Source organism: Methylobacterium sp. BI1 (assembly GCF_056680125.1).
This window is the reverse complement of the sequence record NZ_CM155267.1, coordinates 4,184,303-4,195,972: the sequence shown is the minus strand read 5'-3', so window position 1 is coordinate 4,195,972 and position 11,670 is coordinate 4,184,303. Positions and strand designations below refer to the sequence as shown.

Annotated in this window: 13 protein-coding genes; 10 read left to right on the top strand and 3 right to left on the bottom strand. The window is 71.5% G+C overall.

What is annotated here, in order from left to right; all coding sequences use genetic code 11:
- Positions 1–76 precede the first annotated feature (76 nt).
- On the bottom strand, positions 77–532 hold the full coding sequence (gene rplS, locus AC1MGR_RS19850) for a 50S ribosomal protein L19 (RefSeq protein ID WP_055957797.1): 456 nt from the start codon (positions 530–532) through the stop codon (positions 77–79).
- A gap of 280 nt (positions 533–812) precedes the next feature.
- Between rplS and AC1MGR_RS19845 the strand changes: the two genes are divergently transcribed.
- The 4 genes from AC1MGR_RS19845 (at position 813) to AC1MGR_RS19830 (ending at position 3,647) form a co-directional block, all read left to right on the top strand.
- A complete protein-coding gene (locus tag AC1MGR_RS19845) occupies positions 813–1,379 on the top strand; it encodes a NifU family protein (protein WP_463769733.1) in 567 nt (188 codons plus the stop codon).
- Between the two features lie 159 nt (positions 1,380–1,538).
- A complete protein-coding gene (gene tsaB / locus AC1MGR_RS19840) occupies positions 1,539–2,216 on the top strand; it encodes a tRNA (adenosine(37)-N6)-threonylcarbamoyltransferase complex dimerization subunit type 1 TsaB (RefSeq protein ID WP_480234846.1) in 678 nt (225 codons plus the stop codon).
- Positions 2,213–2,734, top strand: coding sequence for a GNAT family N-acetyltransferase (locus tag AC1MGR_RS19835; protein ID WP_108034174.1), 522 nt, complete (start codon positions 2,213–2,215; stop codon positions 2,732–2,734). Before tsaB ends, AC1MGR_RS19835 begins: the two co-directional genes overlap by 4 nt.
- 34 nt (positions 2,735–2,768) lie before the next feature.
- Positions 2,769–3,647, top strand: coding sequence for a lysophospholipid acyltransferase family protein (locus AC1MGR_RS19830; protein ID WP_480232665.1), 879 nt, complete (start codon positions 2,769–2,771; stop codon positions 3,645–3,647).
- Between the two features lie 19 nt (positions 3,648–3,666).
- Here the strand turns inward: AC1MGR_RS19830 and AC1MGR_RS19825 are convergent, their stop codons facing one another.
- Both AC1MGR_RS19825 and AC1MGR_RS19820 read right to left on the bottom strand, forming a co-directional pair.
- Complete coding sequence (locus AC1MGR_RS19825) at positions 3,667–4,053, bottom strand: BrnA antitoxin family protein (protein WP_480232664.1); 387 nt, start codon at positions 4,051–4,053, stop codon at positions 3,667–3,669.
- Positions 4,028–4,315 (bottom strand): BrnT family toxin, encoded by a 288-nt coding sequence (locus AC1MGR_RS19820; RefSeq protein WP_480232663.1) that lies wholly within the window; start codon positions 4,313–4,315, stop codon positions 4,028–4,030. Before AC1MGR_RS19820 ends, AC1MGR_RS19825 begins: the two co-directional genes overlap by 26 nt.
- 173 nt (positions 4,316–4,488) lie before the next feature.
- Between AC1MGR_RS19820 and miaB the strand changes: the two genes are divergently transcribed.
- The 6 genes from miaB to AC1MGR_RS19790 all read left to right on the top strand — a co-directional run bounded on the left by miaB (position 4,489) and on the right by AC1MGR_RS19790 (position 11,633).
- Positions 4,489–5,829, top strand: coding sequence for a tRNA (N6-isopentenyl adenosine(37)-C2)-methylthiotransferase MiaB (gene miaB / locus AC1MGR_RS19815; RefSeq protein ID WP_480232662.1), 1,341 nt, complete (start codon positions 4,489–4,491; stop codon positions 5,827–5,829).
- 132 nt (positions 5,830–5,961) lie between these two features.
- Positions 5,962–7,086 carry a PhoH family protein gene (locus AC1MGR_RS19810; protein ID WP_480232661.1) on the top strand — a complete coding sequence of 375 codons (1,125 nt, stop codon included), beginning with the start codon at positions 5,962–5,964 and terminating at the stop codon, positions 7,084–7,086.
- The gene (gene ybeY / locus AC1MGR_RS19805; protein WP_480232660.1) at positions 7,083–7,613 is read left to right on the top strand and encodes an rRNA maturation RNase YbeY; all 531 of its coding nucleotides are present in this window, start codon (positions 7,083–7,085) and stop codon (positions 7,611–7,613) included. The genes AC1MGR_RS19810 and ybeY overlap by 4 nt, the downstream gene beginning before the upstream one ends.
- A 48-nt stretch (positions 7,614–7,661) precedes the next feature.
- Positions 7,662–8,774 carry a hemolysin family protein gene (locus tag AC1MGR_RS19800; RefSeq protein ID WP_108034178.1) on the top strand — a complete coding sequence of 371 codons (1,113 nt, stop codon included), beginning with the start codon at positions 7,662–7,664 and terminating at the stop codon, positions 8,772–8,774.
- Between the two features lie 10 nt (positions 8,775–8,784).
- Positions 8,785–10,461 carry an apolipoprotein N-acyltransferase gene (gene lnt / locus AC1MGR_RS19795; protein WP_480232659.1) on the top strand — a complete coding sequence of 559 codons (1,677 nt, stop codon included), beginning with the start codon at positions 8,785–8,787 and terminating at the stop codon, positions 10,459–10,461.
- Positions 10,458–11,633 carry an MFS transporter gene (locus AC1MGR_RS19790; protein WP_480232658.1) on the top strand — a complete coding sequence of 392 codons (1,176 nt, stop codon included), beginning with the start codon at positions 10,458–10,460 and terminating at the stop codon, positions 11,631–11,633. The genes lnt and AC1MGR_RS19790 overlap by 4 nt, the downstream gene beginning before the upstream one ends.
- Positions 11,634–11,670 lie beyond the last annotated feature (37 nt).

The following is an 11,670-nucleotide window of genomic DNA, read 5'->3' as shown; positions in this document are numbered from 1 at the left end:
GCTTGATGGTGCGGGGGGCGGGCGCCGGAGGCGCTGCCCGAACCCTGCCCGGTGCCGGTCTTACCCGGCAGCGGTCTTACTCAGCAGCGGTCTTGGCGGCGCTCTTCGCGGCCTTCTCGGCCTTGCGAGCGTCCTTGTTCGCCTTGGAGGCGTCGGCCTTGGCGGCCTTCTCGGCGGGACGGTCGGCGCGCTCGACGATGCGGGCGGACTTACCGCGACGGTCGCGCAGGTAGTAGAGCTTGGCGCGACGCACCTTGCCGCGACGGACGACGGCGATCGAATCGATCAGCGGCGAGTAGAGCGGGAACACGCGCTCGACGCCCTCGCCGTAGGAGATCTTGCGGACGGTGAAGCTCTCGTTGAGGCCGCCACCGGAGCGGGCGATGCACACGCCCTCGTAGGCCTGCACGCGGGTGCGCTCGCCTTCCTTCACCTTGACGTTCACGGTGACCGTGTCGCCGGGCTGGAAATCGGGGATGGTCTTGCCGAGCGAAGCGATCTGCTCCTGCTCGAGCTGCTGGATGATGTTCATGGTCAAGTTCCTGCCGGTGCGCGCCCGAGGCCCCCGGATGGGGCCGCGTGCGTCAGGATTTCGGCATCCTGTTTTGAATTGAGGCGGGCCATACACGAGGTGCCGGCGCTTGTCCAATAGCCGGCGGCCGACCCTCGCGGGCGCGCCTGCGCATCCGGCGCGCATCCGGCGCGGTTGAGAAAATCCCGTGCGCGGTCCACATGGAGGGCGGCGGCGGAGACTCCCGCCGCCATTCCCGGCCGGCCTTGAACCGGCGCAGCGGACGAGGATCCCGTTCCCAATGTTCATCCAGACCGAAGCCACCCCCAATCCCGCCACCCTGAAGTTCCTGCCGGGCCGCGTCGTCCTGCCCGAGGGCACCTTCGAGGCGCGCGACAGCGAGGCCGCCGCCCGCTCGCCCCTGGCGAGCCGTCTGTTCGACGTGCCCGGCGTCTCGGGCGTCTATCTCGGCCACGATTTCATCTCGGTCACCAAGGCCGAGGACGACAACCTCTGGCCCCAGGTGAAGCCGGCCGTCCTCGGCGCCATCATGGAGCACTTCCAGTCCGGCGCTCCGGCCCTGGCCGAGGGCCACGTCGCCGGCAGCGAGGATGCCGAGGAGTTCTTCGATCCGGCCGACATCGAGACCGTCGAGACGATCAAGGACCTGCTCGAGACCCGCGTGCGCCCGGCGGTGGCCGGCGACGGCGGCGACATCACCTTCCGGGGCTACAAGGAGGGCGTGGTCTACCTGGAGATGAAGGGGGCCTGTTCGGGCTGCCCGTCCTCCACGGCGACCCTGCGCAACGGCGTGCAGAACCTGTTCCGGCACTTCCTGCCGGAGATCCGCGAAGTCCAGGCGATCTGACCCGTCGAATTCCGGCGGGCCGACGCAAAGCCGCAACAGGTTCGCCCGAATATCTCCACGATGGCCGCTCCGCCCTGACGGAGCGGCCGTTTTTGTCTTAAAGTCGTGGCCCCGGACGGCTCTGCGCTTTCCGGGCGTGTGGCACGATCGGGAGTGAGTTTGCGTATCCTCGCCATCGACACGGCGCTCGACGCCTGTTCCGTCTGCATCGCCTCGGATTCCACCGACGATCTCCTCGCGCACGAGTCGATGATCCTCGGCCGCGGCCATGCGGAAGCCCTCCTGCCGATGATCGAGCGGGTGGTCGCCCGGGCCGAGGGCGGATTCGAGGCCCTGGACCGGGTCGCCGTCACGGTCGGGCCGGGCAGCTACACCGGCCTGCGGGTCGGGCTCTCGGCGGCCCGGGCGGTGGGGCTGGCCACCGGCATCCCCGTGGTCGGCGTCACCACCCTGTCCGCCCTGCTGGCGCCCCTGCTCGCGCAGAACGGCGAGGGCCTGATCGTGGCCGCGATCGATGCCCGGCACGGCTCGGTCTACCTGCAGGCGATGAGCATGACGGACGGGATCGTCGTGCCGCCGAGCCATCTACCGGTGGCCGAGGCGGCGGCGATGCTCGACGGCGTCGTCACCCTGGTCGGGTCCGGCGCGCCCCTGGTCGCCCAGGCCGCGAAGGCCCGGGGCCTCGACACCGTGGTCGCCGGCACCGGCGCGGCCGAGATCGCCTGGGTCGCCTCCCTCGGCATGCTGGCCGACCCCGCCCAGGCGCTGGCGCGTCCCCTCTATCTCCGCGGTCCCGACGCCCAGCCGCAAGATCACGCGAGGCTCGCCCGCCGATGACCCGTTCGCTGACGCCGTTCTGGCCCTTCGAGATCTGGTCCGCCTGGTGGGAAGCCTGGGGCACGGCGCCCTACGTCACGCTGCTGCGGGATTCCGGGCAGGCGCGGGCCCTGGCGCGCATCCACGCCACCGCCTTCGCGCGCCCCTGGGACGCGCACGAGTTCGAGCGCATGCTGTGCGAGCGCTCCACGGAGGCGCATGCCCTGTGGAAGAGCGGCGCGATCCAGGGCTTCGTCCTGTCGCGGCGGGCGGCCGACGAGGCCGAGATCCTCACGGTCGTGCTGGCGCCGGCGGCGCGCGGCGGCGGCCTCTCGCACAAGCTCATCGCCGCCCATCTGGAACACCTGGTGCAGTCCGGGGTGCGGACGGTCCATCTCGAGGTCGACGAGGGCAACGCCCCGGCCCTGAAGCTCTACGCGCGCCACGGCTTCCGACAGGTGGGCGAGCGGACGGGGTACTACACCCGGGCCGACGGGGCTCGCGCCACGGCCCTGACCATGACGGCGGTGCTGGCGTGACGCCACCCGGCGCGCGCTAGGCGCTAGGCAGCCGATGTCCCGCCTTGGCGCGTTCTGCCGCCTGGCGCTCTGCGCCCTGGCCTTCCTCGTCATCGTGGGGCCGCACCTTCTCAGCCTCCGCTTCGGCAGCGGCCGGATCGCGGCCTGGATGCCCGTGCTGTTCCACCGGGCCTTCGTCGCCCTGTTCGGCCTGCGGGTGACCCAGAGCGGTACGCCGCCGGAGGCGGGCGAACCGGCGCTGGTGCTGTCGAACCACGTTTCCTGGCTCGACATCATCGTCCTCGGCTCCCTGCGCCCACTCTCCTTCGTGGCGAAATCCGAGATCGCCGGCTGGCCCGTCATCGGCACCCTGGCGCGGCTGCAGCGCACGGTCTTCATCGACCGGGCGCGCCGGGCCGACACCGCCAACGTCAACGCCACGGTGGCGCAGCGTCTCGGCTGCGGCGACCTCATCGTGCTCTTCGCCGAGGGCACCACCGGGGACGGCACCCGCCTGCTGCCGTTCCGCTCGTCGCTGGTGGGGGCCGCCCGCGCGGCCGTTGCGGGGGAGGGACCCGCCCGGGTCCGGCTCCAGCCGCTCGCCATCACCTATCCCCGGCGCAACGGCCTGCCGCTGGTTCGGAGCGAGCGCCCGGAGGTGGCCTGGTACGGCGACATGGAGCTGGCACCCCATCTCGCCGCCTTCTTCGACGGCGGACCCATCGACGTCCACGTGGTCTGGGGCGCGCCGATCGCCGTCGAGGCCGGCACCGACCGCAAGCGCGCCACCGCCCTGGCGGAGGCCTCCGTTCGGGCCGCCCTCCAGCGCGGCGTGACGGGCCGGCCGCCCCTGGGGCCGGTCTGGCCGGGGCGATTCCGGGAACCGGTGGATCGGGGTACGGCGGTCACGGGCGCAGACCTGACGATCCGCTGATCGTATCGCGTTCGCGGCATCACGCGGAGTTCGGGCCGACCTTCCGCAGCGATCTCGTGGGCCGTTGCGTCTCGAAAAAGTCTTGCTCAGCGGATGAGGCCTGCCGAGATCTCAAGCCTGCGGCCAGGGCGTCCTGCATCCTGACCTGCCAGCCGGGACCGGTCGCCTTGTAGGCCTCGATCAAGGCTGGCTCGACCCGCAGCGTGAGGTTGACTTTCGCGTCCGCACGCTTCGGCCGGCCGCGCCCACGCTGCGGAAGCAGGGCGAAGAGTTCGGGCATATCGCGGGCCGGGCGCAGATCGGCGAGCTCCGCTTCGGAGAGCTCCGGCGTGTCGGATACATCGTCCCAATCCACCTGGGTATAGCCGGGCTTGGCAGTATCAGGTTTCGGTGCGGTGTCGGTCATAGGCGGATCTCTCCGGAAGGCTGGCGCTGCGCAAGCTGACCAGGGACAAGGCCTCGGTGCCGAGAGGCGAGACGATCACGGCTACCACCCGCTGGCCATTCCAGTCCCCGATCAACAGGTAGCGAGCGCGACCGTTTCGACTGGGACGAGCCGGCCGGATCAGGGACGTCTCGCCATCGAAGTGAGTCTCGAAATCGGCGAAGTCGTAGCCGTGCTTCGCGAGATTCGCCTGCCGCTTCGCCTCGTCCCAGGTGATCGTCATGGCAGCGGGTTATCTCTGCGGGGAGGATGCCATACCAACGAATTTCTGCAACTGCGTAAATTCGAGAATGCGGCTTTCGGCGGACGGGGGAGAGAGACGACAGCGGTGCCGCGACGGCGCTGCCAATCCATGCTAAGGCCGCTCGCAGACCAAGAATTTCCGGAATCGGACTGTTGAAGAAAGCCTACGTCAAATCCTACGGTTGCCAGATGAACGCCTACGACGCCGCCCGGATGGCGGACGTGCTGGGCGCCGAGGGCTACGCGGCGACCGACGCGGTGGAGGAGGCGGACGTCGTCATCCTCAACACCTGCCACATCCGCGAGAAGGCCGCCGACAAGGTCTATTCCGAGCTCGGCCGGCTGCGGGTGCTCAAGGGTGAGCGGGCGCAGGCCGGGCACGAGACCCGGATCGTCGTCGCCGGCTGCGTCGCCCAGGCCGAGGGGGCCGAAATCCTGGCCCGCGCGCCGACCGTCGACGTGGTGGTCGGCCCGCAGAACTACCACCGCCTGCCGGACCTGCTGGCGCGCTCGGCCACGAAGCGCGTGGTCGACACCGAGTTTCCGGTGGAGGACAAGTTCGACCACCTCCCGGCCCGCAGCACCCACGGGGTCACGGCCTTCCTCACGGTGCAGGAGGGCTGCGACAAGTTCTGCGCCTTCTGCGTCGTGCCCTATACCCGCGGTGCCGAGGTCTCCCGCTCCGTGGAGGCGATCCGGGCCGAGGCCGAGAAGCTGGTGCGTGGCGGCGTTCGGGAGATCACCCTGATCGGCCAGAACGTGAATGCCTATCACGGGCTTGGTCCGGACGGCGGGAGCGCGACCCTCCCGGCTCTGATGCGCGCCCTGGAGGGCATCCCCGGCCTCCTGCGCCTGCGCTACACGACCAGCCATCCCAACGACATGGACGACGACCTCATCGCCGCCCACGGGACCCTGCCGGCCCTGATGCCCTACCTGCACCTGCCGGTGCAGTCGGGCTCCGACCGGGTGCTCAAGGCGATGAACCGCAAGCACACCGGCGACGCCTATCGCCGGATCATCGAGCGGGTGCGCGCGGCCCGGCCCGACATCGCCCTCTCGTCCGATTTCATCGTCGGCTTTCCCGGCGAGACCGATGCCGAGTTCGAGGACACCATGCAGCTGGTGCGCGACATCGGCTTCGCCAGCGCCTTCTCGTTCAAGTACAGCCCGCGCCCCGGGACCCCGGCGGCCGAGAGCGCCGACGCGGTGCCCGAGGCCGTGAAGTCCGAGCGCCTCGCTGCGCTCCAGACGCTCCTCGACGCCCAGCGCCACGCCTTCAACGCATCCGCGGTCGGCCACGTGGTCGAGGTGCTGGTGGAGAAGGCCGGACGTCATCCCGGTCAGGTGGCCGGTAAGACGCCCCATCTCCTGCCGGTCCAGTTCGACGCGCCGACGGCCACCATCGGCACCGTCGTCCCGGTGCGGGTGATCCGCGCCGGCTCGAACAGCCTGTTCGGCGAGGCCGCCGGCGGCACGGCGGCTGCCGCTTGAGGACGCGTCGCGGCCCGGTCGGTCGATACGCCGCGCCGATCCGCCACTGTCCGGCGCGGGCCGGCTGCCCATCTCGGGATCGTCTGCGATGCGGTGCGGCCCCGGCCGGCCGACGCGGATCCCCTGCAACGAATGAAGGACGACGGCGTGCCAGGATCTGAAGGATCGAGTGGACGCGGTGGCGTGCTGCGCGGGCGCGGCCCGGCGGCGCGGATCGGGGGACTGGTCGAGACCGAGGAGGTCTCCCTCACCTTCGACGATAACCGGCTCGCGAGCCTGGTCTTCGGCCAGTACGACCAGAACGTCGCCCATATCGAGCGGCGCCTCGCCGTGACCGCCACCGCGCTCGGCAACCACCTCGTGGTCAAGGGCAGCGTCGAGGCGGCCGAGAAGGCGCGGAAGGTGTTCGAGCGCCTCTATGCCCGGGTGAAGGCGAGCGGGTTGCCCCTGACTCTCGGCGACGTCGACGGGGCGATCCACGAGACGACCCAGCAGGGCAATCTCTTCCCGGCTGCTGAGGTCAGCGCCGAGCCCGACCGGGCGGTGTTCGACCAGCTCGCCACCCGCAAGCGCGGCGCCGTGCGCGCCCGCAACGCGGCCCAGGACGCCTACATCAAGGCCCTGCGCAGCCACGAGCTCGTCTTCGCGGAGGGGCCTGCCGGTACCGGCAAGACCTGGCTCGCCGTGGGCTATGCCGTTTCGCTGCTGGAGCAGGGGCATGTCGAGCGCCTGATCCTGTCGCGCCCCGCCGTGGAAGCCGGCGAGCGCCTGGGCTTCCTGCCGGGGGACATGCGCGAGAAGGTCGATCCCTACCTACGGCCGATCTACGACGCCCTCTACGACTTCATGGAGGCGCGCCACGTCGACCGCGGCCTGCAGACCGGCGTCATCGAGATCGCGCCCCTGGCCTTCATGCGCGGCCGTACCCTGACCAACGCCGTGGTGCTCCTCGACGAGGCGCAGAACACCACTTCGATGCAGATGAAGATGTTCCTCACCCGCCTCGGTGAGAATTCCCGCATGATCATCACCGGCGATCCGAGCCAGATCGACCTGCCGCCGGGCCAGAAGTCCGGCCTGGTCGAGGCGGTGCGCGTCCTCGATGGCGTCGAGGGTATCGGCCGCATCACCTTCCGGGACGTCGACGTGGTGCGCCACGACCTCGTCCGCCGCATCGTCACCGCCTACGAGGCCGCGTCCCACGGGGAGGGCGATGCCGACCGCAGCCCGGTCTCGCGCCGGAGGCCGCTGTCGTGAGCGCGCCCCCTGCCTGTGCGGCGGAGATCGACGTTTCGGTCGAGGACGCGCGCTGGGAAAGCGTGGCGCCCGATCTGGAAGCCTTCGTGATTCGCGCCGTCGAGGCCGGCCTCGCCGTGGCCCCCGAGCCGCCCGAGGGCTCTATCGAAATCAGTATCCTGCTCGCCACCGACGCGGTGGTTCAGGACCTGAATCGAACCTGGCGCGGCAAGGACAAGCCCACCAACGTCCTGTCCTTCCCTGCGCCGGCGCAACCCGCCCATGCAGGCATGCCGGTGCCCCTGGGCGACGTGGTTCTTGCGTATGACACGATGCTGCGCGAAAGTGCGGAGCAGTCGAAGCCGCTCAGCGACCATCTGGCCCATCTCCTCGTCCATGGCACCCTTCACCTCCTTGGTCAGGACCACGAGACCGGCGAGGCGGATGCCGACGCGATGGAGGCCCTCGAGGTCGCGGCCCTCCGCACCCTCGGTGTTCCCGATCCCTATGCGCCTGACCTCGCGCCGGCAGACCCGCCTGCCGCGTGAGCGGCCCCACGCGCGGCGATCCCGCCCGACACTCCAGATCAGAGAGACATGACAAACGATCGAAGTCGCGGCGCGGCCCAGGCCGCGCCCAGTTCCGGCGACGGTGAGAGCCAGGCCCGCGAGCCCTGGTACGACCGCCTCCTGCACGTCTTCCATCTTCGTCCCCGCGATTCGCTGCGCGACGACATCGAGGACGCGCTGGCCGAGCCCGACACCGGCGAGAACGCGTTCTCGCCCCTCGAACGCGCCATGCTCAAGAACGTCCTCGGCCTGCACAAGGTACGGGTCGACGACGTGATGATTCCCCGGGCCGACATCGTCGCGGTGTCGATGGAGACCAGCCTCGGCGACCTTCTGAAGCTGTTCCGCACGGCGGGGCATTCGCGCCTGCCGGTCTATGGCGAGACCCTCGACGACCCCCGCGGCATGGTCCACATCCGCGACTTCGTCGATCACATCGCCGCCCGGGCCGAAGCCGGCAGCCGCCGCACACCGCCCGCGGCGCCCGCGACCGATGGCGAGGCCGCTCCCGTGCTGCCGCCCCGGGCACGGCGGGGAGCACGGGCCCTGCGCACCCTCAACCTCGCCAATGTCGACCTCTCGGCCACCCTGGCCGCCACGCGCATCCAGCGCCCGGTGCTGTTCGTGCCGCCCTCGATGCCAGCCATCGACCTGCTGGTGCGGATGCAGGCGACGCGCACCCACATGGCCCTCGTCATCGACGAGTACGGCGGCACCGACGGACTCATCTCCATCGAGGACCTGATCGAGGTGGTGGTGGGCGACATCGAGGACGAGCACGACGTCGCCGAGGGGCATCTCGTCCAGCGCGTCGACGGGGAGGGCGACGTGTTCGTGGCCGATGCCCGGGCCGGCCTCGCCGAAGTTTCGGCCGCGAGCGGCGTCGACCTCGTGGCGGCTGTCGGCGAGATGGCCGAGGAGATCGACACCATCGGCGGCCTGATCGTGACCCTCGCGGGCCGGGTGCCGTCGCGCGGCGAGCTCATCAGCGGACCGGGCGACCTCGAATTCGAGGTGCTCGACGCCGATCCGCGCCGAGTAAAGCGCCTGCGCCTCCAGCGCGGCGACGCCCGCATCACGGCCGTGGTACCCCTGGCGCTGCCCGCGCCGAAGCCCGCGTCCGAATCACCCGCCGCGTGACGGAGCCGGCATGACCTCGATCCCCGCGGACCGCGCCGGGCGCGGTCCGGCGACGGGACCGCTCGCCGCCCTGGCCCAGTGGGTCATGCTGACCGCCGGCTGGCGCCGTCTCGCCGTCGCCATGGCCTCCGGCGCCCTCGGCGCCCTCGCCATGCCGCCCTTCGGGCTGTTTCCCGCCCTCGTGGTCTCCCTGAGCGTCGCCGTCTGGCTGCTCGACGGGGCCGCCACCGGGCGCAGGGCCACCCGCGGCGCGGTGCTCGCCAGCGCTCTGATCGGCTGGGCCTGGGGATTCGGCTACCTGACCGCCGGCCTGTGGTGGCTCGGCTCCGCCTTCCTGGTGGAGGCGGAAGAATTCCTCTGGGCCTTGCCCCTCGGCGTCGTCGGCTTGCCGGCGGTGCTCGCCCTGTTCTACGCCTTCGGCTTCGCGCTGGCCCGCCTGCTCTGGTCGCGGGGGGCCCTGCGCCTCGTCGGCCTCGCCCTCGGCCTCTCCGCCTGCGAGTGGCTGCGCGGGCATCTCTTCACCGGCTTTCCCTGGAACACCCTGGGCATGGCCCTCGGCCAGAACCTCTGGCTGATGCAGGGCGCGGCCGTAGCCGGCCTCTACGGCCTGACGTTCCTGGCGATCCTCGTCGCGGCGGCGCCCGCGACCCTGGCGGTCGCCGATACCTGGCGCGGCCGCTTCCTCCCGCTGGTCCTCGCCGGTCTCGCCCTGGCGGGGCTCGCCGGTTTCGGCGCCCGGCGGGTGCCGGCGGCTGCGGACCCGGTGGTCCAGGGCGTGCGCCTGCGCCTCGTCCAGCCGAACCTGAACCAGGACGCCAAGTTCCGGCCGGAGAACCGCCAGGACATCCTCGACCGCTACCTTGAGCTCAGCGACCGGGCCGCCGCGCCCGACCGCACCGGCATCGCCGATGTCACCCACGTGATCTGGCCGGAATCCGCCTTCCCGTTCCTGATCCAGCGCGACCCCGAGGCCCTCGCCCGTGTCGCCGCGGCGTTCCCGCCGGGCAAGCAGCTCATCACCGGCGCGGCTCGCGCCGAGGTGCCGGTGGGCGACGAGCGACCGCGCTTCTTCAACAGCATCCTGACGATCTCGGCCGGGCCGAAATTCGGCGACATCTACGACAAGGTGCACCTCGTGCCGTTCGGCGAGTACCTGCCAGGCCCCCTCGACGCGACCCTTCGGGCCCTGCACATCCGGCAGTTCGTCTCGATCCCGGGGGGCTTCACGGCCGGCGACCGGGCGACCCAGCGGATCATGACCGTGCCGGGCCTGCCGCCTGTGGCGGCGACGATCTGCTACGAGGCGATCTTTCCGGGCGCCATCGTGCCGGGCGCGACGCCGAACGGTCCGCCGCCGGTGGCTGGGCTGATCCTCAACCTCACCAACGACGCCTGGTTCGGCGATACGCCGGGACCGCGCCAGCACCTCGCCCAGGCTCGCCTGCGTGCCGTGGAGGAGGGGCTGCCTCTTATCCGCGACGCCAATACCGGCATCTCGGCCGTGGTCGACGCCCATGGGAGGATCACCGCCAGCCTGCCGCTGGGCGTCGAGGGCGTCCTCGACGCCGATCTCCCGGCGCGCCTCCCGGGTCGGACGCTCTATGCGCGCCTCGGCGACCTGCCCTTCGGCCTGGTCTGGCTCGGGGCCTTCCTCACCCTCTTGGCGGCACGGCGGCGAAGCGCGTGAAGACCACCCTGCCGGTCACGGCCCGTCCGATCCTGCTCGGCCTCGGCATCATGCTGGTTGCCTTCAACATGCGCCCGGCCCTGACAACCGTCGGCCCGCTCCTGGAACGCATCCGGGCCGAGACGGCCCTCAGCGCCGCCGGGGCGGCCCTGCTCACCACGCTGCCGGTGCTCTGCATCGGCCTCGCCTGCACCATCGGACCCTGGGTGATGCGGCGCCTCGGCTCCGATCGCGGCGTGCTCCTCGCCGTGGCGGTGGTCGCCCTGGGCTCCGGCCTGCGCGGCCTCGGGGGCTTGGGGCCGCTCTTCGCCGGCGCTTGCCTCGCCGCCCTCGGGATCGGTCTCTCGGGGGTGCTGCTGCCGGGCCTGGTCAAGCGCGACTTCCCGGGCCTGACGGGCGTCGTCACCGGCCTCTACACCATGGTGCTGTGCCTCGGCGCCGCGGCGGGGGCGGGGCTCTCGGTGCCCCTCGCCGACGGTCTCGGCGGCTGGCCCGCCGCGCTCGCCCTCTGGGCCGTGCCCGCCCTCGTCGCGACCCTGGCCTGGGCGCCCTTCGCCCGGGCGCCCGAGACCGCGCCGGGAGCGACGCGGCGGATCTCGCTCTGGCGGGATCGACTGGCCTGGCAGGTCACCGGCTTCATGGGCCTGCAATCGTCGCTGGCCTACATCATGTTCGGCTGGCTTCCGCTGGTGCTGCACGACCGGGGGCTGAGCGCGGTGGAGGCCGGCTTCGTCTCCTCGCTGATGAGCATCGGGCAGGCGCCGGCGGCGCTGCTGGTGCCGTCCTTCGCGGCCCGGGTGCGCGACCAGCGCGGCTTCGCCGCCGGCCTCCTCGCCCTCTGCGTCCTGGCCCTCGTCGCCCTGGTCTACGGTCCGCTCGCCTGGGCGCTGCCGGTCGGCATGCTGCTCGGTGCCGGCCTCGGCGGCCTGTTCGGCCTCGGCCTCACCATCATCGTCCTGCGGGCCCGCGACCCGGCCACCGCCGGCAGCCTCGCGGCGATGTCCCAGAGCGTCGGCTACACGGTGGCATCCCTCGGTCCCCTGAGCTTCGGGTTGGCGCACGACCTGACGGGGAACTGGGCCGCCTCGACGGCCCTGTTCTGCGCGATCGCGGCCTGCGCCTTCCTGTGCAGCCTGGGCGCGGGGCGCGACCGTTTCGTGGGCAAGCCCTGACGACGGGGCGCCGGTCGCCCGACGCGCGTCGCCTGCT